Here is a 23,526-nt window from a genome sequence, read left to right as displayed (position 1 = left end):
TACAAGTATTCTAACATACGTTAGCTTGAATTACAAGAAATGGAGAGACCTGCGGTCGCGTCAGCTAGCCGTGCATCGTCAGTCCGCCCGACACCGATATGGTCTGGCCGAGAATGAAGGCGGCGTCGTCCGACGCGAGGAAACACACGATCCCAGGATAGTCGGAAGGCTGGCCGATTCGACGCATCGGGATCGCCCGCTTCATGCCCTCGAGGATCTTGTCGCCAGCGTCGCCAGTGCGGAACTCGGCCAGCAAATTCGTGTCAGTCGGGCCGGGGCACACCGTGTTGACGCGGATATTCTTCCGCGCCAGCTCGCGCGCGATGGTCTTCGAGAACGCGATGATGCCGCCCTTACAGGCCGAGTAGACCGCTTCGCCGGAAGACCCGACGCGCCCGGCATCGGAGCTGACATTGACGATGCAGCCGCCGCCGTTGGCGATCATGCCCGGCAGCACGGCGTGGTGCATGTTGAGCGGCCCGTAGAGATTGATGTCGATGACCTTCTTCCAGAAATCGGCATCGGTCTCGAGAAACGGGATGGGACGGTCCCAGCCGGCGTTGTTGACGAGGATGTCGACCGCGCCTTGCGCCTCGACGTCCTTCAGCGCCGCATCGACGGCGGCTCGGTCGGAAATGTCGACGCGGTGGGCGGAAGCCCTGCCGCCGGCTTCGACCACCATCCGCGCCGTTTCGTACCCGCCCGCCGGATCAAGGTCGAAAATCACCACCTCGGTTCCTTCTGCGCCGAAACGGCGGCAGATCTCGCGGCCAATGCCGCCGCTGCCGCCGGTCACGATCGCGCGCTTGCCTTCAAGGCCTCTCATGTCAGATCCTCCATGTTGATTGTCTGCGACGCATGAAACTATTTGTCTGCGACGCATGCCGGCGATCAGGACCGCCGGCTCCGGCCGCGACGTCAGCCGTCCTTCTCGTTGAGGAGCAGCGGCGCGTTCTCCGGCAGGCTTGCGATGATCGCGGCCGCATCGGCACGGACGCGGGCCAGAGTCTTGAACGTCTCGAGCGCGCTGGCTTTGACCGCGGCGGCATCGGCGCCCTGCTCGAGCACGAGGCCGAGATCGATGACCTCGCGCCCTTCGCGGCGCCGAGCCGTCGCCTGCGCGGCCGCAACACCCGGCGTGGCGATCACCAGCTCCTCGACGACACGCGGGTAGACGAAGATCTCGCGCACCTTCACCGCGGCGCCGACACGGCCCTGCAGCATGGAAAGGCGCGTCACGCTGCCGTCCGGGCCGGCCTCGAGCGCGAATGCGCTGTCCCCTGTTCCGAAGCGGATCATCGGCCAGTTGGCGCTTCGGGTTGTGACGACGACCTCGCCGGTCGTACCCGGCGCAGTCGGCAGCCCGGTGGCAGGATCGCAGATCTGCACGATGCAATCGGGGTGGGCGGCATAACCCTCGCCACGGCCGTCCTCATAGGCGACGAGGCCGAGATCCGCCGTCGCATAGGCCGCCCAGGTCGTCACCCCATAGGCCGCTTCGATATGCCTGCGTCTTGCCGCCCAGTCGCCCATCTCGCCGCCGAGAAAGGCGGTGCGCACGCGCCAAGCCTCGCGGCCATAGCGCTCGATCACCGCATCTGCGAGCGTAACGAAGAACGCGGTGCTGGCGACGATCGCCGTCGCCCCGAGCTCGGCGATCACCTGCGCCTGAAGCTCTGAATTGCCGACCCCGCCTGGCACCACCGTTGCACCGACCGCCCGCGCGGCCGCGTCGAAGAGCAGGCCAGCCGGGACAAGATGATAGGACCATGTGTTCAGGACGATGTCGCCGGGGCCGGTACCGGCGGCGCGAAACAGCATGTCCAGATTGTGAGCACCGCCATCCGCCAGAGACGGCTCGAAGATCGGCCCCGGCGACACGTAGATTCGCGCCAACGACCGCGGGTCGGCGGCCAGGAACCCGCCAAAAGGCGGGTTCTCACGCTGTAGCGCAACCAGTGTTTCCTTCTTCAGGACCGGCAGGCGCGTCAGATCCTCCAGTGAGGCCAGCGCAGCGGGATCGAAGCCCGCGGCATCGAAACGCGCCTTCAGTCCCGGCGCCCGCTCCGCAGCCCCCGCATATTCGGCGGCGAGCCGTTTCCAGCTTGAAACGTCGCTCATGATCAATCACCCACCGCGGTCTAGAGGAACGGGCCGAAGCGCGGGAACGCTCTGGAACGAACCCGCCGGTCATAAGGAGAGGCGAGCCCTCGCCCGCCTAAAGCGGGCAGTCCCTCCGGAAGGACGCTTCACGCTTCTCGCGCAGCGATGCGATGCCTTCCTTGACGTCGTCCCCCATGAACCCAAGCATCTCGAGCGCCGTCGAGGCGTCGAATGTCGGCCCGGCCTGACGCAGCCAGTTGTTGAGCGAGTATTTCGTCCAGCGGATCGCACTCTGCGCACCGGTGGCCAGCGACGTCGCGGTCTCCAGCGCGATCGCCTGCAATTCATCGTCATCGACGCACATCGAAACCAGCCCGATACGCTCGGCTTCTTCGCCGCTGACAGCCTTTCCGGTCAAAAGATAGTACTTCGCCTTGGCCATGCCACAGAGCAGCGGCCAGATAATCGCGGCCGCATCGCCGGCCGCCACACCCAACCGTGGGTGCCCATCGACGATCTTCGCGCGCCTGCCGGCAATCGAAATATCGGCAAGCAGCGCGACCACAAGGCCGGCCCCCGCGGCCGGTCCGTTGATCGCGGAAACGATCGGCTTGTTGCAGTTGATGATGTTGTAGACGAGGTCTTTTGCCTCGCGCCAGGTGCGCATGACGACATCGAAATTGCCGGCGATGCCCTCGAGCAGGCTGAAATCGCCGCCCGCCGAAAATGCCCGGCCCGCGCCGGTCACGATCACCGCGTTCACCTCGGGGTCCCGGCCGATGTCAATCCACAGATCGGTCATCTGGGCATGCGTTTCGGCGTCGACGGAATTGAACGTTTCCGGGCGGTTGAACGTGACACGAAGCACGCGATCGGCCGGCTTGTCGAACAGCAGCTTGTCGTATCTTGCGTATGGATCGGCCATGGATACCCTCCCTCGAACCCCTACAGTGTTCGTCGGCAGCTCAAAAAATTCCGGAACATCACGAGATCGCGCGCCCGCAGAAGGCAGCGGCACGTCGCCGTCCGGCAATCAATATCTAACATACGTTAGTCTGATTGCAACGGCGAATTTCGCTCAGGCCGACGTGATTTCAGCCTTCACGCCCTTGGCGATCACGCCGCCATTCAGGAACAGCTCGACCGCGAGCTCGCACACTTCGGAAACGCGCATATGGCGTGGATTGTACCATTCCACCACGCGGCTCATCCCTGCGAGGATGAAGGTAACCATGAGCTTCGGATCCTGGTCCTTGCGGATACTGCCTTCCTTCACACCCTGCTCGAACAGATCGAACCAGATCTGCGCATAAGCGCGGCGCTGCTCACGGGAGCGGCGTTTCATCGACGGCGGAAGGTGCTCGTAGACCCTCATCAGCGCAGCTGAACTCGCGTCATCGACGAGAAAGGTCGCCACATGAGCGCGCATGGCGACGGCGATTTTCCGGAGGGCCGGCGCCTCCGGTCCGAGCGCTGCCACTGCAGAGTTCACCGCCCCCGACATCAAGGTGATGCTGGCATCCAGAATCTCGTCCAGAATCTGGTCCTTGGACCGGAAATGGTAATAGAAGCTGCCAGCCTTGATGCCCACTTCCTCTGCAATCTCGCGGAGATTGCATTCGCCGTAGCCCTTCTCGGCGAACATTCGCGCGGTGGTAACGAGAATGGCGCGACGCGTGACATCTGCCTTGCGCGGCTTTTCGGATCTACGAGTCTTTTTGAGCGGCGCGTCTTGATCGTCGGATTTCATCAACTGCCTTTCAGAAATCGCAGGAATAGAGCGGATATCTGAATCTCCAAACTCTTTCTAATGCCATCCGGTGCACCACAATCCAAGATCGCCGCGCTGCCTTTCGCAGGCCGTCATCAGGCCGTGTTTCGGCGCATGCGCGGCGAGCCCTCCCGCCGCGCATGCGCCCTTCCTTCAGTTCTGCTCAGCCTTGAACTTGCTCGAATATTCGCGCACCACGCCCCAGATCACGTCGTCGTAGGCGCTCAGCCACTCGGTTTGCGGAACCCACTGCTTGCCGTCCCACATCTCGATGCGCGTCTTGCCGCCGCCGCCATGATCCTTGGCGGTGATGGTGATCGGTGCAAACAGCCCGTCGGCATCGAAGTCCTTGATGCTCTCGAGGCCGGCCTTCATCGTTTCGGGCGTGAATTTGCCGTCGTGATTCTTCAGAGCCTGCCGGGCGCCTTCGAACACCAGCGAATAGATCGCCAATCCGGTGTTGTAGTAGACATTGTCGAGCAGCTTGCGGTCGCCGGCGCCGAGGCCCTTGTCGTAGAGGGTCTTGATGATTTCCTGGATAAGCGGGCTCTTCTGGCCGCCGGCCACGTTGGTGCCGCGCCTGACACCCTTTGCCGCCTCGAGGCCGATGTTGCCGAGATCCGCCTCGTTCAGCCAGTTGCTGGAGAGGTATTTGGAGGTCGGAATGCCGTTGCGCTTCATCTCACGCGCGGCGACCACCTGCTGGTTCGCGAAGATCCAGCCGAGGACCCAGTCAGGGTTGGCGCGTCGAACCTGAGACCACACCGCGCTCTGGTCGGAACCGGGCGGCGGGACAGGGAAGAGCTGGAGCTCGAAACCTTCCAGCTTTGCAAGCGTCTGCAGCACCCGGATCGGCTCCTGGCCGAATGCCGTGTCGAGGTAGACGAATGCGATCTTCTTGCCGTTTAGCTTTCCGCCGCTCTGCGTCTTGATATAGTGGATGTCGTTGGCGGCCTGGCCCCAATAGGTCGGCCCAAGCGGATAGATGGTCTTGAAGACCTCGCCATCGATCGCGTCACCCCGCCCGGCCATCGCGGTGACATGAATGTTCCCGTCCTTCGCGGTCCGGGGCATCATCGCATTGGAGACTGGGCTCGACAGGAAGTCGAAAACGAAGACGCCCTCGCGCTTCAGGCGCTCATAGCACTCGATGCCGCGCTGCGGCTCGTTGCCATGATCCTGCAGCACGATCTTGACCGGGCGCCCCTCGATGCCACCCTTGAGGTTCTGGAGCGCGGCCAGATCCTGGGCGGCCTGCGCGATATGCGGGCTCAGGAAGGTGTAGGCCTTGGTGAGGTCGTAGCACAGCCCGAACTTGAGCGGCTCCTGCGCGGTCGCAGGGGCACTGGAAAGCAACCCGAACACCGCTGCGCCCAGCCCGGCTTTAAGATATGTCGCGAATTTCATGACAGTCCTCCCTAAAGATTTCATGAGATTTATTAAGAAAGCCACCGCTTCCTTCGGCGATAATGCTTGATTTCGTGGAAGTTTTTTGCCTGCCCTCCACCGAGATAGAACTCCTGGATGTCGGAGTTTTCTTTGAGCGCCTGCGCGGTGTCGTGCATGACGATGCGGCCTTGCTCGATGAGGTAGCCGTGACTGACCACCTCGAGCGCCGCCATCGCGTTCTGCTCGACCAGCAGCACGGAAAGACCGTCTTCGCGGTTGACCCGCTGGATGATCCCGAAGATCTCGGCGACGAGGAGCGGCGCGAGACCGAGGCTGGGCTCATCCAGCATCAGCAGGCTCGGCCGCGTCATCAGAGCCCGGCCGATGGCCAGCATCTGTTGCTCTCCGCCGGAAAGGTAACCTGCGTTCGATTTCCGGCGCTGCGCGATCCGCGGAAAGTAGTCGTAGATGCGGTCCCGCTCGCGGTTCATTTCGACGCGCGACATCTTCATCGGCGCGGCCGCTGCCAAGTTCTCGTCGGGCGTCAGGTGCTCGAAGACCCGGCGCCCTTCGATCACGTGGCAGATGCCGAGGCCGACCCGCGAATCCGGCGCCGCATCGCGGATCGGCCCACCGTTAAACTCGATATGGCCGCGCGTGATCTTGCCGCGCTCTGGCGCGAGCAACCCGCTCACGCTTTTGAGCGTTGTGCTCTTGCCGGCGCCGTTCGCACCGAGAAGGGCTACGATGCCGCCCCGCGGCACCTGAAGCGATATGCCCCTCACGGCGACGATGACTGAGTCGTAGGTAACTTCGATACTATTCAGAGAAAGTATATTATCCATATTGGATGCAATTTGCCCAGTCATCACATCACTACTTTCTTACCTGGTTGAATGGCCAAACCATGAAGTAGTCGCGGATATTATTGTATATCTTTCCAAGACCGAGCGGCTCGACAAGCAGGAAGATGACGATCAACGCGCCATAGGTGGCACTCGGAATATGGGCCATCGCCTCAGCGCTCGGCGCGATGTCGAACAGACTGAGCACGCTGGGGACAAGCCCATTGAGCAGCACCGGCGCCAGCAGGATGAGCGCGACCCCGAGATAGGTGCCGATGATGTGCGCGAGCCCGCCCACGATCACCATCGCCAGCACTTGGATCGAGATGTTGACGCCAAACTGCTCCGGCGTGGCCAGGTAGTAGAACGTAGCGACGAGGACCGCGCCGCTGACCCCGGCGATGAAGGACGAGGTCGCGAATGCCACCAGCTTGTAGGCGAAGCTGTTCACGCCAAGGATGGCGGCGGCATAGTCCTTCTCGCGGACGGCGATCAGCGCACGGCCGAGACCGGTGCGGCGCATGTTGATGACGAAGAGCGTGACGAGCAGGCACCAGCCGAGCGCCACGTAATAGAGCGCGGCATCCGAGGTGACCGCTTGCCCGAGCAAGCGCAGCTGCGGGGCCTGAAGCACCCCGTGGCTGCCTCCGGTCACCGCCGGCACATGCGACAGGATCCAGTCCATGACGAACTGCATCGCCAGCGTGGTCAGCGCAAGATAGAGCCCCTTGACCTTCAGCGCCGCGAAAGCGAACAGGCTGCCGATCAACGCCGCGCTGGCACCGGCGATGAGGAAGGCGATCTCCCACGGAATCCCGAAGCGGGCGGCGTGGACCGCTGAATAGGCGCCGACCGCCATCACCGCGGCATAGCCGAGATGCAGCTGCCCGGCCCAGCCGGTGACCAGATTCAGCCCGAGCGCCGCCGCGGTCCAGATCAGCCACGGCAGCACATAGCTCTTCAGGTAGATGTCGCCGAGGTAAAGCGGCGCGGCGAGCGCCAGCAACAGCAGTGCGATGGCCGCATATTTGTCGGCAGGGATCTTGAGCACACGGGTGTCGGCCACATAGCTCGTCTGCTGAAGGCCGGCTTGTCTGTAGAACATGGCTCAGAGCCTTTCGATGTCGTGTCGGCCGAAAATGCCATGCGGGCGGATCAGGATGGTGAGGATGAGAATCGCCGCCATGATCAGGTCCCGGCTGCCACCGCCGACCAGCGGGTCGAGCAGCGCCGATCCGACAGCCTCGAGCACACCGATCAGCAGGCCGGCGATGAGTGCGCCCGGCAGGCTGTCGAGCCCGCCGAGAACCGCGACGGTCAGGCCCTTCAGGAGCAGCAGCGACAGAGCCTGATCCACGCCCTGGATCTCGCCCCAGATGACGCCGGCGGCGACCGCCGTCACCGACGCCAGGCCCCAGGAGAGCGCAATGCCGCGTTCGACCGAGATGCCCACCGACCATGAGGCGGTGTAATCGTCGGAAATCGCACGCAGTCGCACGCCCAGACGAGTGCGAAAGAAGATCAGAAAGGCGACCAGGAGAACGACGGCGACGGCGGCTCCCCAAAGATGGATGCGGCTGAGGAGGAGCGGGCCGGCGAGCAATGGCTCGTAGCTGACGCCGAGCCCCATCGGACGCGCCGTAGCTCCCCAGATCGCCATGGTGGTGCTTCGGATGAAGATCTCGAGCCCGAGGGTCATCATCAGGATCATGATGACGGGCCGCCCGGCGAGCCTGCGCAGTGTCAGCCGCTCCAGCGCAAGGCCGAAGAAGAACATCACTACCATCGCCAGCGGGATTGCCGCCCACAAGGGCAGCCCCAGCTGGGAGGTGAACGCCAGCGTGATGTAGCCGCCGAGCATGATCAGCGCGCCATGCGCCAGGCTCGGCACGGATGAAGACTTGTAGACCAGAACCAGACCAACGGCGACGAGCGAATAGAGGAGCCCTGTAGCCGCGCCGTTGATAACCAGTTCTGTAAGCAGGAGCGCGTCCATTATACCCCCCAGATGCGCACGGTGCGCTCCACTGTGCCGGATTGACCATTCTCGTAGCTGACGGTGGCGCTGATCCGCACATCGGACTCGCCGCTGTAGAGCGCATCGATGACCGGCTCGTACCGGCTTTCGACCACGTTGCGGCGCAGCTTCCTCGTTCTGGTGATCTCGCCGTCGTCGGGGTCGAACTCCTTGTGGAGACTGACAAAACGCACGACCCGCAGCGCCGCGGGAAGCACGCTGTTCACGCGCCGGACGGCGCTTTGGAGCAGTTCGGCCACTTCGGGGCGCTGCGACAGGTCGGCATAGGAGGCGTAGGGAATGCTGTTGACCTCGGCCCAGTGGCCGACTGCCTCGAAATCGATCGTCAGGATCGCCACCAGATGATCGCGCGCCGCGCCGATGACGGCGACATCCTTGATATAGGAGCTGAACTTCAGCCGGTTCTCGATGTAGTTCGGCACGTAGCGGGTTCCGCCGGCCGTATGCACCACCTCGGCGATGCGCCCGAGCACGACGAGCTGCCCATCATCCTCGAGGTAGCCGGCATCGCCCGTGCGAAGCCATCCATCCACCACGGTGGTGGCCGTCGCGTCCGGATTGTTGAAGTAGCCGGAGAACACGCTCCCGGCCCTGACCATGATCTCGCCGTCCGCGGAGGTGGTGATCTCGACACCGGGCAGCGGCCGTCCGACCGTGTGCAGCATCACCTCATCCGGCGACTGCGTCGCGGTGATGAAGCTGTTCTCGGTCTGGCCATAGAGCTGGCGCAGCTTGATGCCGAGCGCGCGGTAGAAGACGAACGTATCCTCGCCGATCGCCTCGCCGCCGGTGAAGGCATTGCGCAGGCGGGTGAGGCCGAACTGGTCCTTGATCGGCCCATAGGTGACGAGCTCGCCGATCGGCCGCCACAACCACTCAAACCGCGAGGCAGTCCCCCCCTTCAGCTTGCGCTGCTCGCTGGCGATCGCGAGATTCATGAATTGCTGATAGATCCAGCGCTTGAAGCGGGTCGAGCTCTCCATGCCCACCTGGATCGTGGTCAGCATGTTGTCCCAGTTGCGCGGTGGCGCTAGGAAGAAGGTCGGGGCGACATCACGCACATCGTGCAGCACGGTTTCTTGCCGCTCGGGGATGTTGATCGTGAAGCGGCTGCAGATGGCGCCTGCCATTGACAGCGCGTAATCGCCAGCCCAGGCGATCGGCAGATATGCCATCGCCTCCTCACCCTCCTGAAAAACGCCCCCTGCGAGCGCGTTGCGACTGGCCGCGAGATAGTTGCGATGGCTGATAGTGATGCCTTTCGGCTTCCCCGTCGTGCCCGAGGAATGCAGGAAGATCGCCGCGTCGTCGGCAACGCTCCGCCCCAGGATCTGCTGACGAAGATCGGGTTCGGCACGAAGTCTTTCGGCGCCCTTGTCCAGAAGAGCCTGCCACGAGATCAGTCCAGGAGCCGTGTAGCCGCCAAAGCCGCGCTCGTCGCAATAGACAATGTTTTCGATGTGGGCACCGGCGGCGCGCAGCTCCAGCACCTTGTCGACATGCTCCTGGTCTTCGGCCAGGGCGACGGTCAGATTGACCTCGCTGACGAAGTGGCGAAGTTCGTCGATCGTTGCGCCCGAATAGGCAGGCATCGCGTAGCCGCCCAGAGCGGCGATCGCCAGCATGCCGCAATAGAGCGAGCTGCGGTTGTCGCCGAGGACGAGCATCGCGTCGCGCGACTTGATGCCGAGCACCTCGAGCCCCGCGGCGGCCGACAGCACCGTGTCGGCATACTGGTTCCAGGTGATCTCGTGCCAGATGCCGCGCTCTTTCTCGCGGATGGCGGGCTGGGCGCCATGCGTCTCAGCGTTGCGGACAAGCTGCTTGATCAGCGTGTCCACGCCGTCGGCCGCCTTCGAAACCATCTTTCGATCAGTCGGCATAGCGGTCACCCAGATAGGCCTTCACCACGCGAGGATCCTTGATGACGACACTCGGCACACCGCTTGCGATCATCTCGCCGTAGTTGAGCGCAAGCATCCGATCGCAAATTCCTAAGATCACATCCATATGATGCTCGATGATCAGCACGGTCACATTGCGCTCGGCGCGCGCATCGAGAATGAAACGCGCCATGTATTCTTTCTCTTCCTGGTTCATGCCGGCCATCGGCTCGTCCAGGATCAGCAGGTCCGGCTGGGCAACCAGCGCGCGCGCCAACTCGACACGCTTCTTCAGCCCGATCGGAATCCGGTCGACCGCCTCATGGCGGATGCTTTCGAGCTGGAGGAACTCGATCACCTCTTCGGCGAGCTCGCGATTGGCCACCTCGCCGGGCCGGGCCAGCCACCAGTAGAGCGCGGTGCGCAGCACGCCGGATTTGAGATGGATGTGCCGACCGAGCAGGATATTCTCGAGAACGCTCAAGCCATTGAACAGCGCGAGATTCTGGAACGTGCGGGCGACGCCCAGCTTGGCAACCTCGTGCGGGGCCATTCCTGCGATCGGCTTGCCGTTCAGCGAGATGGTGCCCTTGGTCGGCGGATAGAAGCCCGTGATCGCATTGGTCAGCGTGGTCTTGCCGCTTCCGTTCGGGCCGACCAAGCCAAAAATCTCGCCCCGGCCGATCTCGAGATCGACGCCGGACACGGCGATGACACCGCCGAACCGACGCTCGATCCCGACGCATTTAAGTATCGGGTCCGGCGTCGCCGAGGACGCGGCAATGCCGCGCACGTTGATATCTTGGTGCATATCGTTCCACTCAGCCTGCAGGCGGATCAGAAGAACCGAATGAATCGTTACGCGATCTTGAAGTACTCGGGACGACCGGTCGGCCAAGGATCTCCCCAAAGCTGCTGACCGCCATCGACCGTCAATACTTCTCCGGTTATGAATTTGCCCGAGCCGGCCGAGATATAGACAACGGACTCAGCGATATCCCATTCGTCTCCGGCTCGAAGCATCGGGTTCGACTCTTGGAAAGTCGCTGCGCCTTCAGGAGTGTAGCGGCTGAAACCATTGCTCTCGCAGCAGCCCGGCGCCACGCAATTGACCCGGATATTCGCCGGCGCCCATTCGACTGCCACCGTCTTCGATAGATAGACGACGCCCGCCCGCGCGGCGCAGGTGTGCGCCACGCCCGGCATGCCCCGCCAGATGTCGGCAACGATGTTGACGATCGAACCGGGCTGCCCGTCGGCCATCCAGGCCCGAGCCGCCGCCTGCATCATCCACCACGTCCCGTTGAGATTGGTGTCGATCACGGCATTCCAGCCATTGCGAGAAAAGTCTATCGCCGCCTGCGGAAACTGGCCGCCGGCGTTGTTGACCACCACATCGATCCGGCCGAACTCGGCGCGAACCGCAGCGATAAAGGCCTCAACCTCGTCCGGATCGCGGATATTGGTCGGACGCGCGAGAACCTTTCCGCCGAAGCCCCGCAGGAATTCCGCAGTCGCAGCCAGCCGCTCCTCGTTGCGACCGCAGATGGCAACCGATGCGCCCAAACGCGCAAACAGGGTCGCAATGGCACGCCCCAGTCCGGTACCCGCCCCGGATACGATCGCGACCTGCCCGTCAAACAACCCCGGCGCGAAAACCGTCGGAGCCTCACGCAGATCAGCTTCGGTAAATCCGAATCCACGTCCAACCTTCATCGCCCGACTCCTCCCTGGCATCGCAACATTCTTTTTCTAAATTCTGCCTAACATATGGTAGATTTATGAGCAAGCGGATTCCTGCTGCCCCACTGTGAAATGCGTCCCGGTTTTCGGCGTCCAGGCATTCGCATTCCAGCGTTGGCCGTGCCCGAGATCCGCCTATTGACACTCGCCGGCAGACTAAATATTCAAACAAATGTTAGCCATTTTAGTGTCGCCCGAAGTCTCCTCTGACTCGCGCCGAGCGCTGTCGTAGCCAAGGCGGCATACACTCGGAGCCCCCAGGAAACCGCGAAAAAGGCGGGGCGACTGTCGCAAATACGGTTGAAAGATCGGCCCATGCAACGCGATCCCTCCTGCCCCACTGATATCCGAGAAGCGTCGCCGCGCCTGCAAGCCGGCGGGCTGTCGGGCCTGCGCGTTCTCGACCTCGGGCGCTATATCGCCGCGCCGCTTTGCGCCGCAATGCTCGGCGACCAGGGCGCCGAAGTCATCAGGATCGAGTCGCCGGAGGGCGCTGCGGACCGGGAGGTCATGCCGGTGGGCATCGATAGCCGCGGCAGTCTCTATCTTCAGATGAACCGCAACAAGAAGTCGTTGACGCTCGAGTTCTCGCAGCCGGCCGGCAGACGGATCCTCGACCAATTGATCGCGACCAGCGACGTCGTGGTCGTCAACCTACCGCATCGGCCCCTTGTCAAGCTCGGCCTCGACTATGAGAGCCTGCGGCGGCTCAATCCCGAGATCATCCTCACCACCGTCTCGGCCTTCGCCTATTCCGGCAACCAGCGGGACCGCGTCGGCTTCGACGGTATGGGACAGGCGCTGAGCGGCGCGATGTATCTCTCCGGCACCGGCGAACGCCCCATGCGGGCCGCGGTATCCTATGTCGACTATGCTACGGGTGCGTCGGCCGCGTTCGCGACGACCGCTGCTCTTTTCGACCGTGCCGTCACCGGCAAGGGCCAGCATGTCGAATGCAGCCTGATGGGAACGGCCCTGACGATGATGAACCCGATCCTGATCGAGGAAGCGACCGGCGCGCGCCGCAGGACGGCGACGGCCAATCGCAGCCCGATTGCCGGCCCTTCGGACCTGTTCCAGGCCAAGGACGGCTGGATTATGGTGCAGGTGATCGGCAAATTGATGTTTGAGCGCTGGACCGAACTGGTCGGCCGTCCGGAACTCACTGCGGATCCCCGCTTTCTCACCGATATCGACCGAGGCGAGAACGGCGAGGTCCTCAGCACGATCATGGGGCAATGGTGCGCGGCGCGCACGCTCGCCCAATGTCTCGAGGCAACCGAAGCAGCCCGGATACCAGCCTGCCCGATTCTCACGCCGGCACAGGCTCTCGCCGCCGAAAGCGCATCGGATTATTTCGAGCTGATGCCTTTCGACGGAGCGCCGGTGTCGCTGCCGATCGCTACTGCGAACATCCGCACGCGCGCGTTTTCAGCTTTCGGGATCAAGCCGGCGCCGCGGCTCGGGGCAGATACCGACATGATTCTTCAAGGGCTGGACATCGGTCCGGACGACATCGAAGCCCTGAGGCGACAAGGGGTCGTCTGATCGCTGGACGCAGGCTACGGCGCTTGCCGGCATCGCGGGACCCCGTCGCCCTGAACCGCATCCTTGCGAAGCCCGGGCCTGCAAGATCCAATCGACGACAAGTCCCTGCATGCCGCGGAGGCCGAAGGGGTCGCACCGTGCCCGCTCGATCAGGCGAGCCGGATTTTCCGTCCGCCAGCACCGAACGCTTTGGCTCCAGGACTTCGCCCATATCCTCGCCCGGCCAAGCCTCGCCTACATCGCCTTCGTCAGCGACCCCTGCGCCCCGTTTGGAGATGTGACAGCCGGAAAGCCCAGAAGCGTTCGGGAACATGAGAAACAAAAAAAGCCCGCCTAAAGAGGCGGGCTGCGTCTTAGCCGATGAGCCTGAGAATATGGCTCAATGTCCGGTACCGAGCCGAAAAACCCAGTCAAACAATAATGGCGCGCCCGAAAGGATTCGAACCTCTGACCCTCAGATTCGTAGTCTGATGCTCTATCCAGCTGAGCTACGGGCGCGTGGCAACGGAACGGAACGGCGGGAGCCGCGTTCGGCTGACGGATGTCGAATTAGCGAGTCGGGCCGCGCTTGGCAACCCCATTCTCGCGACTTTCTTTGCCGATTGATTTTCGGCGGCGCCGGAAGCTCTCCGGCGAGTCCGCCCATCAACCGGCCAAAGCGGTGCCAGCGGGTGCGCAGCCGGCGGAAGCCAAATTGTGGGATGGCGCGGGCCCTGCTTCAACCCGCCCGGCGCAGCCAGACGCGGTCATGCAGCGTCATGCCGGCGAGCATGGCGACGACGAAGAGCACGACCGGGGCCAGCCCCAGCGAGAGCGAGGCCAGCGCCGGCCCCGGGCAGAAGCCGGCCATGCCCCAGCCCACGCCGAAGATCGCCGAGCCCAGCACCAGCCGCCGGTCAACCAGGGATGTCGCCGGGAGATGGAACGCCTCGTCGAAGGCGGGGCGCCGCAGGCGCTTCAGCACGGCCATGCCGACGAGGGCGACCGTGACGGCGCCGCCGAGCACGAAGGCGAGGCTCGGATCCCAGGCCCCGAAGATGTCGAGGAAGCCGCGCACCCGGGCGGGGTCGAGCATGCCCGACATGGCGAGGCCAAGCCCGAAGATGGTGCCCGCCGCCAGGGCGGCGAGGATCTGCGCGAATCGGTTCATGCGGCAACGAGCCTCATCAGAGTGACGGTGGCGATGCCCGCGAGCAGGAAGGTCGCGACCGCGACCGCCGAGCGCGGCGAGAACCGGGCGAGGCCGACAATGCCGTGGCCGCTGGTGCAGCCCGAGCCCATCCTGGTCCCGAAGCCGACCAGGAGCCCGGCCAGCGCGATCACCGGCAGCGAGGCGGTGATCGTCACCGGCGGCCATTGCCCGGTGGCGAGCCGGTAGAGCGGCGGCCCGACGAGGAGCCCGATGACGAAGGCGGCATTGGTCGCCGCCTGCGTGCCGAGCGCAAGCCGCCCGAGAATGCCGCTGATCCCGGCGACGCGGCCGTTCAGGAGCAGGAGCATGACGGCCGAGAGGCCGATCAGCATGCCTCCTGCGAGCGATGGCAGATAGGCCGTCATTCCGGCGCCTCCTCAGTGCAGAAGATCTGGTGCAGCGCCTCGACCAGCCGCGCGGCCTTCGCCGCCGTCAGCCGGTAGAAGATCTGCTTGGCGTCGCGGCGCGTCTCGACCAGCCCGGCCTCGCGCAGCACGGTGAGCTGCTGCGACAGGGTCGGCTGGCGGATGCCGAGCATCTCCTCGAGCTGGCCGACCGAATATTCACCCTCGACCAGGGTGCAGACCAGCATCAGCCGGTTGCGGTTGGCGAGGGTGCGCAGCAGTTCCGCCACCTCCCCTGCCCTGGTGGCGAGCTCTGCCCTGGTGTTCGCCTGTTCGGCTTGCATCGTCATCGCATCTCAGCCCCAGACCGCGCCCGGCAATGCGTCGAGCGGGATCTTCAGATAACGCCGGCCATTGCCTTCCGGCTCCGGCAGCCGGCCACCCCTGATGTTCACCTGCAGGGCATGGAGGATCAGCTTCGGCATCGGCAGCGTCTTGTCCCGGGCCTGGCGCAGCGCCACGAAGGAGGCTTCGTCCTGGCCGGCGATATGCGGGTTGGCCCGCTTCTGCTCACCAACCGTGCTTTCCCAGCGCGCCGCCCGGCCCCCCGGGCGGTAGTCGTGGCCGGTGAACAGCCGCGTCTCGTCGGGCAAGGCGAGAATGGCCTCGATCGAAGCCCATAGCGCCTTGGCGCTGCCACCGGGAAAATCCGCCCGCGCCGTGCCGGAATCCGGCATGAACAGCGTGTCGTGAACGAAGGCCGCATCACCGATCAGATAGCTCACCGAGGCCAGGGTATGGCCCGGCGAGAACAGCACCGACGCCTCGAGCGATCCGAGCCTGAAGCGTTCACCCGCCGCGAAGACCTTGTCCCATTGCGAGGCGTCGGCCGGAAAATCCGGCCAGTTGTAGAAATCCTTCCACAGACGCTGAACCGCGACGACCTCGGCGCCGATCGCCGTCGGCGCGCCGGTCTTCGCCTTGAGATAGGCGGCCGCCGAGAAATGATCGGCATGCGGATGGGTGTCGAGAATCCACTCGACGGTGAGGCCCTGCTGCGCGACATAGGCGAGGATGGCATCGGCACTGACGGTCGCGGTCGCGCCCGATTTCTCGTCGAAATCGAGCACGGGATCGATGATCGCACAGCGCGCCGTCGCCGGGTCTGCGACGACATATTGCACGCTGCCGCTGCGCAGCTCGTAAAAGCCCTTGACCTGCGGACTGCGGGCGCTCTCGCGGTCGAGCCAGGCTTTTGCGCCGGCAAGATCGAAGCCGAAGCGCGCTCCGAAACCCTGCACCTCCTCGGCCCTCATCCGTCCGCCCAGGACCTCGCCCAGCACATGCAGGGTCAAGGAGCGCGTGCCGCCCTTGCAATGCGCCAGCACCGGCCCCGGCGCCGCGGCGAGCGCCGCCTGGAAGGCCTCGACATCGGCCCGGGTGATGGTCGTCCCGGTCACCGGTACGAAGCTGTAGGCCAGGCACGCCTCGGTGGCCGCCTGCCTTTCGGCGGCCGAATCTGGCTGGCCCGGCTCCTCGCCATCGGGACGGTCGTTGACGATGGCCTTGAAACCCCGCGCGGCGAGGGACTTGAAGTCGACGAGGGAGGGCTGCCCAGCGACCGCAAGCCTCTCGGATATCTCGACGATTTTCATAGCGGCTCCTGTGGCTCGAAATTCAATATACATTTTCATATAATATATAATGATAACTTGCAACCCCTTCGTCGCGCCACGCGACCCCTCCCCACTCTCATCGCGCGTTGACGCCGCCTCATTCCCGCCCTACTCGTAAACGCGACGGTTCCCTCACGGGATCAAAAGGGAACGCAGTGCGGGTGGCTCGCCACCCCATGCTGCGGCTGCCCCCGCAACTGTAAGCGGCGAGCCTTTCGCCATACGCCACTGGGGCCTCGGCCCTGGGAAGGCGGTGAGAAGGCGCTGACCCGCGAGCCAGGAGACCTGCCGTCAGTCGTGGTCACACGCGAACACGTTCGGACGGGGTGTTTCGATCGCTGGTTCACTTGCGCGCTACCCTTTTCGGGTGCGGGCGGGAGATCGCGTTCGCGGTGACGTGCCACAACGTTGACCGCCCGAGGTTTCTTCCGTGCTCCCCTTCCCCCAGACCGCCCTGCGCGGCCCCCTGCCGTTCGCCTTCCTGCTGCTCGCCGGCACCTCGTTGAACCCCCTTGCCGCCAGGGCCCAGTCGGGACCTGAAACGATCCGGCTCGACGAGGTCGTGGTCAGCGCCACCGGCACGCCGACCCCGGCACGCGAGGTCGCAAGCTCCGTCACCGTCATCACCGCCGACCAGATCCAGCGCGAGCAGCGCCGGACGCTGCCGCAGGCGCTCGCCGCCGTGCCGGGCCTCAACATCGTCCAGATCGGCGGCCCTGGCGGTCAGACCTCGGTGTTCATGCGCGGCACCAATTCGAACCACGTCAAGGTGCTGATCGACGGCATCGAGGCCAACGACCCGTCGACGCCGAACCGGTCCTTCGATTTCGGCTCGATGCTGACCGACGACGTCGAGCGTATCGAGGTACTGCGCGGGCCGCAGAGCGGCCTCTACGGCGCCAACGCGATCGGCGGCGTGATCTCGATCGTCACCAGGCGCGGCGAAGGGCCGCCAAAGGCGACCGCGCGCGTCGAGGCCGGCTCGCACGGCACCTTCAACCAGGCCGCAGGCTTCAGCGGCGGCGACGACCGTTTCAACTACGCCTTCAACGTCTCCCATATGCGCTCGGACTCGACCGATTCCGTGCCGCCGAACCTGATCCCGCCGGGCGTGCGCGTGAAGCCCAATGCCTATGACGCCTATAGCTACTCCAGCCGCCTCGGCTTCGCCTTGACCGACACGCTCAGCGTCAACTGGGTCGGCCGCTATACCGACGGGCAGTTCCGCTCGACCTATGACAGCGGCTTCCCCAGTCGGCCGACATCCTACCGATCGCTTTCGAACTACGCCCAGGCCTTCACCCGCGGCGAGGTGGTCTGGGATCCGCTGGGAGGTCGCTTTGTGAACCGCTTCGGCGTGTCCTACTCGAACCAGGATCGCTCCTACCGCTCCCCCGACGCATTCGGGGCCCTCGGCCTGCCGACGGAGAATCTGGGTGAGCGGACCAAGCTCGATTGGCGGGGCGATCTCGAACTCGCCAAGGGGCACATGCTGATCGGCGGCCTCTCCTATGAGCGCGAGCGGCTGGACACCCCCAGCCTCACGGCCTCGAACGGCAGCAAGGCGGCCTATCTCGAATATCAGGGCAATGTCGCCGACCGCTTCTTCCTGGCCGCCAACATCCGTCACGACCACGATGACAGCTATGGTGGCCACACCACCTACCGGATCGCGCCAGCCTACATCGTTCCAGGGACCGAGACCAAGCTGAAGGCGAGCTATGGCACCGGTTTCAAGGCGCCGACGCTCGCCGAACTCTTCATCGACTACCGGCCGGGCTTCAACTTCTTCGGCAACCCGAATCTCAAGCCGGAGGAAAGCCGTGGCTGGGACGTCGGCTTCGAGCAGCCGCTTCTGGACCGGCGCGTTCAGTTCGGTGCGACCTGGTTCCAGAACGACATTCAGAACCTGATCGCGACCAACGCGGCGCGCAACTCCTACGCCAATATCGGAAAGGCCGAGACGAAGGGCGTCGAGTCCTTCGCCGCGCTGCAGATCTCCGAGCAGTTGCGTGTCAGGGCCGACTACACCTTCACGCTCGCCAAGGATGAGGTCGCGCGACAGGAACTGCTGCGTCGGCCGCGTCACAAGGCAAGCGGCACAGTCACCTGGACCCCGATGGATAAGCTCAGCCTCTCGGCGACGCTGATCTATGTCGGTCCCTGGGTCGACGGGAACCGGGACTTTTCGGTGCCTCGCCTGAAGGCCAAGGGCGCGACGCTGGTCAACCTCGCCGCCGAGTACAAGGCCACCGACAAGGTCACGGTCTTCGGACGCGTCGACAACCTGTTCGACAAGCGCTGGGAGAATCCCGTCGGCTTCCTCGTGCCCGGCTTCGGCGCCTTCGGTGGCGTCAAGGTCGCGTTCGGCGGATGATGGCGGAGCGCCGCTCAAAATGCGCCCTCGGCACAGCGCTCGTGGTCGCGAGCCTCGCGCTCGCGGCTACGCCGGCAGCGGGCGCCAGGCCGGAGCGCATCGTCTCGCTCAACATGTGCACGGACGAGCTCGTGCTGCGCCTTGCCGATCCCGCGGCGATCGCCTCGGTGACCTGGCTCTCGCAGGACCCGCGCAACGCCAATATGGCAGAGGCGGCCCGCCGGTACCCGGCCAATCACGGCCTCGTCGAGGAATTGCTGGCCTTCCGGCCCGATCTCGTCATCGCCGGGAGCTTCACCACCCGCAACACCGTCGCGCTGCTGAAGCGCGTCGGCGCGCCGGTCAGGGAATTCGGCGTGCCGCGCGACCTCGCCGGGGTCAAGGCCCAGATCGCCGAGATGGCGGCGCTGCTCGGCGAGCCCGCCCGCGGCGAAGCCCTGATCGGCGAGATCGACGCAAGGCTAGCCACGTTGGCACAGCGCATCGGCGAGGAGCGGCCCAAGGCGCTGGTCCTGCGGCCCAACGGCTTCACCGTCGGGCGCGGCTCGCTGGTCGACGAGATCCTGACCAGGGCGGGCTTCATCAATCTCGCCGCCGAGCTCGGCATCGACAATTACGGCCAGATCGCGCTGGAGACCGTGGCACTCGGCGAGGCCGACATCCTGATCCTCAACACCAGCGAGGGCGGCCCGCCCTCGCTCGCCCATGAGGTCCTGAACCACCCGCTGATCGGCAGGCTCGGCGACCGGCTGCGGCTCGTAGCCTTGCCCTCCAGGCTCTGGACCTGCGCCGGACCTGCGGTGATCGATGCCATCGAAATGCTGATCGACGCGGCCGCCGCGCCGCGCAACCGCAGGAGCGGCCCGTGAACCCCGCCGCCACCGCCATCGCCACGGAAAGTCGCAGCCGCTATCGCTTGCTGGTCGCGCTGCTGACCGCCCTGCTCCTAGCCATGACGGCGCTCTCGGTCGCTGTCGGCTACGCGGATCTCGACCTTGGCGCAGCTTTCAGCGACTGGCTGGCTGGCCGTGCCAGCTTGCCGGCGCTGGTCCTCGTCGAGCTGCGCCTGCCGCGCGCCTTGCTCGGGGCGCTCGTCGGCTTCAGCCTCGGCTTGGCGGGCGCCGCGATGCAGGGGCTGCTCCGCAACCCGCTCGCCGAACCCGGCCTGCTCGGCATTTCCAGCGCCGCCGCCTTCGGCGCGGTCGTGGTGTTCTATTCCGGCTTCGCCGGCGCTTTCCTGCTCGCCTTGCCGCTCGGCGGCATTGCCGGCGCGGTGCTGGCGACGCTCCTGCTCTACGCCCTGAACGGGCGCGGCGCCGGCACCATGGCGCTGATCCTCGCCGGCGTCGCGATCAACAGCTTCGCCGGTGCGATGACCTCGCTCGCGCTCAACCTCGCGCCGAATCCCTATGCGGCGCTCGAGATCGTCTTCTGGCTGATGGGCTCGCTCGCCGACCGCAGCATGGCCCATATCTGGCTGGTGCTGCCCCTGATGCTGCTCGGCTGGGCACTGCTGCTCTCCAGCGCCACCGCCCTCGACGGGCTCACCCTCGGCGAGGACACCGCCCGCAGCCTCGGCTTCGATCTCGGCTGGCTGCGCGCCCGGTTGATCGGCGGTGCCGCGCTGGCGGTCGGCGCCTCGGTCGCCGTCACCGGCGCGATCGGCTTCGTCGGGCTCGTCGTGCCGCATCTGCTGCGCCCGCTGGTCGGGCATCGCCCCGGCCGGCTGCTGCTGGTCTCCGGGCTCGGCGGCGCGATCCTGACGCTCGCCGCCGACATTGCCCTGCGGCTGATGCCGATCCGGCCCGAGCTCAAGCTCGGCGTGGTCACTGCCCTGATCGGCGCACCCTTCCTGTTCAGCCTGATCCAGCGGATGCGGAGGGCGGCGTGATGCAGATCGAAGCCAGGGACATCGCGGTCAGCCTCGGAGGCAAACTGGTGCTGCGCGGCATCGACCTTTCTTTGCGGGCTGGCGAGATGGTCGGCCTGATCGGCCCGAACGGCGCCGGCAAGACGACCTTGCTGCGTGTGCTCGCCGACCTGCTGTCGGCCGACACCGGAAGCTTGCGCTATGACGGCCTCACCGCGAGGGCGCTCGGGCGCAAGACGCTGGCCCGGCGCATCGCCTTCCTGGCGCAGGGTGGCACGGTGCACTGGCAGATGCGGGCCGGCGCCGTCGTTGCGCTCGGCCGGCTGCCGCATCGCCGCCCCTTCGCCGATCAGAACGCAGCCGATCACGCCGCGATCGCGCGCGCCATGGCGGCCGCCGATGTCACTGGCTTCACCGAGCGCACGCTCGACAGCCTCTCCGGCGGAGAGCGCATGCGCGTCCTGCTGGCGCGGGCGCTGGCGGTCGAGGCCAAGATGCTGCTGGCGGACGAGCCGCTCGCCGGGCTCGACCCGCTCCATCAGCTCGAGGCGATGGCGCTGCTGCGGCGCACCGCACATGCCGGCGCCGGCGTGGTCGTCGTCCTGCATGATCTCAGCCTCGCCGGCCGCTTCTGCGACCGCCTCGTCCTGCTCGACCAGGGCCGCGTCTTGGCCGACGGCGCCCCCGATTCCGTTCTCGACGACGCCAATCTCGCCCGGGCCTTCGGCATCGAGGTCGCGCGCGGCGCGCATGACGGCCAGCCCTATGCCCTGCCCTGGCGACCGATTCCCCGCAAAGACGAGACCGCCTCATGACCAAGCGCGACATCACCGGCTTCATCCGCGAGCAGTTGCGGACGCAGAGTTCGCAATGGAATCTCGGCACCTTCGGCGCCATCGCCGAGTTCCAGCGCGATCCCGGCGAAGCTTTCGTCCTGACCGACGAGCCCGGCCGGCTCGCCGCGACGACCGCACGTGGCGGCGTCGGCTTCGGCGATCTCTCTGCCGTCCGGCTTTTCGCCTCGGAGACCGCGATCGGCCAGAGCTGGAGCCACCGCATCTCGCTCTGCCTGCCGGCCGATGCCTGCGCCATGAACCGCCGTAGGGCCCTGACCGAGTTAGGTCCCGATAGCGAAGCGCTCCGGCCGCAGGACCGGGACGGCGTCCTCTTCGACATGGGGCTCGGCACCTTGCAGGCCGATATCTGCATCCGCACAACCGATCCCGGCCTGATCGCCATGCTGCGCTCGGTGGCCGGGCGCTCGCTGTTCGAGTCCGGCAATCCCGCCATGGGGGCGATCGTCGCCGCCGGGCCGCATCGCGTCTTCATGGCCCGCTTCGGCCGCTGCGAGGTCTACCAGCCGATCCCGCCGGCCGACGGCAAGAGCCCGGAAGGCCCGCACACCCATGTCCTGCCGAAGCTGCTGCGCTCCGGCCGCACCCATGCCGCGACCGAGCCGGTGCCAGACGGCTTGGTGCCTTGCGCCCATCTCGTGCCGGCCCATCCGCTCAAGGACGGCCTCGGCCATCGCCGGCCCTGGGACCAACAGGCCCATGACGCCTTCCAGGCCATGCTCGGCGAATACGGCGACGCCCGCCTGCTCGCCCTGAAGTCACGGCTCGCCGCGGCCATGGCGTCGGGCGCCTCCGCCGATGCCGCCGCGATCCCGGCTGACCGTTTCGCCCGGCACGTCGCGAGGGTGCTGCTGCGCCAGATGCTCCAAAGCGGACATGCACCGGCGGCAAGCTGGGCCGCCCTGCTCGAACGCGAGACCGGCGATGGCGACGAGACGGCGGCCGACGCCGACGATTACGGCCATGGCTGAGAGCCGGACGCCGACCTTTAGGGAAACCGACGTCATCCCGGGCTTGTCCCGGGATCCATCGTAGAGTTCCGGAGCCTTACGATAGACCCCGGGGCTGCGCGGCTTCGCCGCTTGTCCGGGATGACGTCGTGGTTCCGCGCACGGTTGACGGGAGCTAGCCCTGCCCGAGCTCCGCGTTGAGCTCCTGCGCCAGGCTTTCGTCGAGCGGCGCGCCATCCGTCCAGCAATGCCGGACGATCGCGATCTTGCCGGCGTCGATCAGTGAATTCTCGTCGCCGGGCTGGCTGCTCTGCGGCCGGCCGCGCCTGATCCGCCAGACCGTGCGCTCGGGATCGTCATCGACGATGTCGGCGGCACCGGCGATCTTGTCGCGGCCGATCCGGGCCAGCCCGATCTCGGCCGGCAAGGTCTTGGGGAGGTTGACGCTGAGCCAGGCGCCCTCGCGCGCCCATTGCCCACGCCGCGCCCAGAGGCTGGCGAGCAGGGCCGCGAGCGCCGCGACGTCCTCCTCGCCATAGCCGCCCTCCTTGACCCGCGACAGGCCGATCGCCGGCACGCCCCAGAAACAGGCCTCGCGCGCGATCGAGAGCGTGCCGGAATAGGCCGCGTCCTCGCCGGTATTGCGGCCGTGATTGACGCCCGAGAGCAGGAGGTCCGGCCGGCCGCCATCGCGGAACAGCACGGTCATGGCGCCGACGACGCAATCGGCCGGCGTGCCCGAGAGCGCGTAGACCTGGTTCTCGCGCCGCGTCAGCACGAGATCGCGGTCGAAGGAGAGATGGTGGCTCGCCGCCGTCCATTTGCGCTCCGGCGCCACGACCCAGATATCGGACCAGAGGCGCGCGGCGGCGCGGCGCAGCAGGGCGATGCCCGGCGCGTCGATGCCATCGTCATTGGCGATCAGGATACGCATGGTTCAGCC

At 65.6% G+C, this 23,526-nt stretch carries 22 protein-coding genes, 1 tRNA gene and 1 riboswitch; of the genes, 6 read left to right on the top strand and 17 right to left on the bottom strand.

All coding sequences use genetic code 11. The features are described from left to right. Positions 1–64: 64 nt before the first annotated feature. From AC3RCC_RS03650 to AC3RCC_RS03600, 11 genes are all read right to left on the bottom strand, one after another. On the bottom strand, positions 65–796 hold the full coding sequence (locus tag AC3RCC_RS03650; RefSeq protein WP_492257617.1) for a glucose 1-dehydrogenase: 732 nt from the start codon (positions 794–796) through the stop codon (positions 65–67). Positions 797–918: 122 nt separating this feature from the next. After that, positions 919–2,121 (bottom strand): phenylacetate--CoA ligase family protein, encoded by a 1,203-nt coding sequence (locus AC3RCC_RS03645; RefSeq protein ID WP_492257616.1) that lies wholly within the window; start codon positions 2,119–2,121, stop codon positions 919–921. Between the two features lie 97 nt (positions 2,122–2,218). Continuing rightward, entirely contained in the window at positions 2,219–3,028 is an 810-nt protein-coding gene (locus AC3RCC_RS03640; protein ID WP_492257615.1) for an enoyl-CoA hydratase/isomerase family protein, read from the bottom strand. Positions 3,029–3,181: 153 nt separating this feature from the next. Further along, positions 3,182–3,853: a TetR/AcrR family transcriptional regulator gene (locus AC3RCC_RS03635; protein WP_291638630.1), complete on the bottom strand. Its 672-nt coding sequence runs from the start codon at positions 3,851–3,853 to the stop codon at positions 3,182–3,184. A 174-nt stretch (positions 3,854–4,027) separates the two neighbouring features. After that, positions 4,028–5,281, bottom strand: a complete 1,254-nt coding sequence (locus AC3RCC_RS03630) for an ABC transporter substrate-binding protein (RefSeq protein WP_492257614.1) — start codon at positions 5,279–5,281, stop codon at positions 4,028–4,030. Positions 5,282–5,313: 32 nt separating this feature from the next. Further along, positions 5,314–6,132, bottom strand: coding sequence for an ABC transporter ATP-binding protein (locus AC3RCC_RS03625; RefSeq protein WP_492257613.1), 819 nt, complete (start codon positions 6,130–6,132; stop codon positions 5,314–5,316). Positions 6,133–6,139: 7 nt separating this feature from the next. After that, positions 6,140–7,213 carry a branched-chain amino acid ABC transporter permease gene (locus tag AC3RCC_RS03620; protein ID WP_492257612.1) on the bottom strand — a complete coding sequence of 358 codons (1,074 nt, stop codon included), beginning with the start codon at positions 7,211–7,213 and terminating at the stop codon, positions 6,140–6,142. Positions 7,214–7,216: 3 nt separating this feature from the next. Continuing rightward, complete coding sequence (locus tag AC3RCC_RS03615) at positions 7,217–8,104, bottom strand: branched-chain amino acid ABC transporter permease (protein ID WP_291638626.1); 888 nt, start codon at positions 8,102–8,104, stop codon at positions 7,217–7,219. Further along, positions 8,104–10,011 carry an AMP-dependent synthetase/ligase gene (locus AC3RCC_RS03610; protein ID WP_492257611.1) on the bottom strand — a complete coding sequence of 636 codons (1,908 nt, stop codon included), beginning with the start codon at positions 10,009–10,011 and terminating at the stop codon, positions 8,104–8,106. The genes AC3RCC_RS03615 and AC3RCC_RS03610 overlap by 1 nt, the downstream gene beginning before the upstream one ends. A gap of 7 nt (positions 10,012–10,018) precedes the next feature. After that, on the bottom strand, positions 10,019–10,927 hold the full coding sequence (locus AC3RCC_RS03605) for an ABC transporter ATP-binding protein (protein WP_291638624.1): 909 nt from the start codon (positions 10,925–10,927) through the stop codon (positions 10,019–10,021). Further along, on the bottom strand, positions 10,888–11,745 hold the full coding sequence (locus tag AC3RCC_RS03600) for an SDR family oxidoreductase (RefSeq protein WP_492257610.1): 858 nt from the start codon (positions 11,743–11,745) through the stop codon (positions 10,888–10,890). The genes AC3RCC_RS03605 and AC3RCC_RS03600 overlap by 40 nt, the downstream gene beginning before the upstream one ends. Positions 11,746–12,087: 342 nt before the next feature. Between AC3RCC_RS03600 and AC3RCC_RS03595 the strand changes: the two genes are divergently transcribed. After that, a complete protein-coding gene (locus tag AC3RCC_RS03595; protein ID WP_492257609.1) occupies positions 12,088–13,320 on the top strand; it encodes a CaiB/BaiF CoA transferase family protein in 1,233 nt (410 codons plus the stop codon). Positions 13,321–13,741: 421 nt separating this feature from the next. On the opposite strand, the gene AC3RCC_RS03590 is transcribed toward AC3RCC_RS03595, so the two are convergent. The 5 genes from AC3RCC_RS03590 to blh all read right to left on the bottom strand — a co-directional run bounded on the left by AC3RCC_RS03590 (position 13,742) and on the right by blh (position 16,511). Further along, positions 13,742–13,818, bottom strand: a tRNA-Arg gene (locus AC3RCC_RS03590). Between the two features lie 220 nt (positions 13,819–14,038). Next, positions 14,039–14,470, bottom strand: a complete 432-nt coding sequence (locus tag AC3RCC_RS03585) for a DUF6691 family protein (RefSeq protein ID WP_492257608.1) — start codon at positions 14,468–14,470, stop codon at positions 14,039–14,041. After that, positions 14,467–14,877: a YeeE/YedE family protein gene (locus tag AC3RCC_RS03580; RefSeq protein ID WP_492257607.1), complete on the bottom strand. Its 411-nt coding sequence runs from the start codon at positions 14,875–14,877 to the stop codon at positions 14,467–14,469. The genes AC3RCC_RS03585 and AC3RCC_RS03580 overlap by 4 nt, the downstream gene beginning before the upstream one ends. Then, positions 14,874–15,200, bottom strand: a complete 327-nt coding sequence (gene bigR / locus AC3RCC_RS03575) for a sulfite-sensing transcriptional repressor BigR (protein ID WP_492258742.1) — start codon at positions 15,198–15,200, stop codon at positions 14,874–14,876. The genes AC3RCC_RS03580 and bigR overlap by 4 nt, the downstream gene beginning before the upstream one ends. A 12-nt stretch (positions 15,201–15,212) precedes the next feature. Then, a complete protein-coding gene (blh, locus tag AC3RCC_RS03570) occupies positions 15,213–16,511 on the bottom strand; it encodes a bifunctional sulfur transferase/dioxygenase Blh (protein WP_492257606.1) in 1,299 nt (432 codons plus the stop codon). A 128-nt stretch (positions 16,512–16,639) separates the two neighbouring features. Continuing rightward, a riboswitch (cobalamin riboswitch) is annotated at positions 16,640–16,839 on the top strand. 123 nt (positions 16,840–16,962) lie between these two features. Here blh and AC3RCC_RS03565 point away from each other — a divergent pair. The 5 genes from AC3RCC_RS03565 (at position 16,963) to AC3RCC_RS03545 (ending at position 22,604) form a co-directional block, all read left to right on the top strand. Then, positions 16,963–18,909: a TonB-dependent receptor plug domain-containing protein gene (locus AC3RCC_RS03565; protein ID WP_492257605.1), complete on the top strand. Its 1,947-nt coding sequence runs from the start codon at positions 16,963–16,965 to the stop codon at positions 18,907–18,909. 41 nt (positions 18,910–18,950) lie between these two features. Continuing rightward, complete coding sequence (locus AC3RCC_RS03560) at positions 18,951–19,778, top strand: ABC transporter substrate-binding protein (protein ID WP_492257604.1); 828 nt, start codon at positions 18,951–18,953, stop codon at positions 19,776–19,778. A gap of 83 nt (positions 19,779–19,861) precedes the next feature. Next, a complete protein-coding gene (locus AC3RCC_RS03555; protein WP_492258741.1) occupies positions 19,862–20,800 on the top strand; it encodes a FecCD family ABC transporter permease in 939 nt (312 codons plus the stop codon). Next, positions 20,800–21,594 carry an ABC transporter ATP-binding protein gene (locus tag AC3RCC_RS03550; RefSeq protein WP_492258740.1) on the top strand — a complete coding sequence of 265 codons (795 nt, stop codon included), beginning with the start codon at positions 20,800–20,802 and terminating at the stop codon, positions 21,592–21,594. Before AC3RCC_RS03555 ends, AC3RCC_RS03550 begins: the two co-directional genes overlap by 1 nt. After that, positions 21,591–22,604 carry a DUF6925 family protein gene (locus AC3RCC_RS03545; RefSeq protein WP_492257603.1) on the top strand — a complete coding sequence of 338 codons (1,014 nt, stop codon included), beginning with the start codon at positions 21,591–21,593 and terminating at the stop codon, positions 22,602–22,604. Before AC3RCC_RS03550 ends, AC3RCC_RS03545 begins: the two co-directional genes overlap by 4 nt. Before the next feature lie 154 nt (positions 22,605–22,758). Here AC3RCC_RS03545 and AC3RCC_RS03540 read toward each other — a convergent pair whose 3' ends face one another. After that, complete coding sequence (locus tag AC3RCC_RS03540; protein WP_492257602.1) at positions 22,759–23,517, bottom strand: 5'/3'-nucleotidase SurE; 759 nt, start codon at positions 23,515–23,517, stop codon at positions 22,759–22,761. Positions 23,518–23,526 lie beyond the last annotated feature (9 nt).

This window comes from Allobosea sp. GW823-FHT01F03, from assembly GCF_058798075.1.
This window is presented reverse-complemented; position numbering and strand designations above follow the sequence as displayed.

Bases quoted from the DNA above. Each gene is read 5' to 3' on its own strand.
- AC3RCC_RS03645 (WP_492257616.1), bottom strand. From the start codon at position 2,121: ATGAGCGACGTTTCAAGCTGGAAACGGCTCGCCGCCGAATATGCGGGG.
- AC3RCC_RS03640 (WP_492257615.1), bottom strand. From the start codon at position 3,028: ATGGCCGATCCATACGCAAGATACGACAAGCTGCTGTTCGACAAGCCG.
- AC3RCC_RS03635 (WP_291638630.1), bottom strand. From the start codon at position 3,853: ATGAAATCCGACGATCAAGACGCGCCGCTCAAAAAGACTCGTAGATCC.
- AC3RCC_RS03630 (WP_492257614.1), bottom strand. From the start codon at position 5,281: ATGAAATTCGCGACATATCTTAAAGCCGGGCTGGGCGCAGCGGTGTTC.
- AC3RCC_RS03625 (WP_492257613.1), bottom strand. From the start codon at position 6,132: ATGACTGGGCAAATTGCATCCAATATGGATAATATACTTTCTCTGAAT.
- AC3RCC_RS03620 (WP_492257612.1), bottom strand. From the start codon at position 7,213: ATGTTCTACAGACAAGCCGGCCTTCAGCAGACGAGCTATGTGGCCGAC.
- AC3RCC_RS03615 (WP_291638626.1), bottom strand. From the start codon at position 8,104: ATGGACGCGCTCCTGCTTACAGAACTGGTTATCAACGGCGCGGCTACA.
- AC3RCC_RS03610 (WP_492257611.1), bottom strand. From the start codon at position 10,011: ATGGTTTCGAAGGCGGCCGACGGCGTGGACACGCTGATCAAGCAGCTT.
- AC3RCC_RS03600 (WP_492257610.1), bottom strand. From the start codon at position 11,745: ATGAAGGTTGGACGTGGATTCGGATTTACCGAAGCTGATCTGCGTGAG.
- AC3RCC_RS03595 (WP_492257609.1), top strand. From the start codon at position 12,088: ATGCAACGCGATCCCTCCTGCCCCACTGATATCCGAGAAGCGTCGCCG.
- AC3RCC_RS03585 (WP_492257608.1), bottom strand. From the start codon at position 14,470: ATGAACCGATTCGCGCAGATCCTCGCCGCCCTGGCGGCGGGCACCATC.
- AC3RCC_RS03580 (WP_492257607.1), bottom strand. From the start codon at position 14,877: ATGACGGCCTATCTGCCATCGCTCGCAGGAGGCATGCTGATCGGCCTC.
- bigR (WP_492258742.1), bottom strand. From the start codon at position 15,200: ATGCAAGCCGAACAGGCGAACACCAGGGCAGAGCTCGCCACCAGGGCA.
- blh (WP_492257606.1), bottom strand. From the start codon at position 16,511: ATGAAAATCGTCGAGATATCCGAGAGGCTTGCGGTCGCTGGGCAGCCC.
- AC3RCC_RS03555 (WP_492258741.1), top strand. From the start codon at position 19,862: ATGACGGCGCTCTCGGTCGCTGTCGGCTACGCGGATCTCGACCTTGGC.
- AC3RCC_RS03550 (WP_492258740.1), top strand. From the start codon at position 20,800: ATGCAGATCGAAGCCAGGGACATCGCGGTCAGCCTCGGAGGCAAACTG.
- AC3RCC_RS03545 (WP_492257603.1), top strand. From the start codon at position 21,591: ATGACCAAGCGCGACATCACCGGCTTCATCCGCGAGCAGTTGCGGACG.
- AC3RCC_RS03540 (WP_492257602.1), bottom strand. From the start codon at position 23,517: ATGCGTATCCTGATCGCCAATGACGATGGCATCGACGCGCCGGGCATC.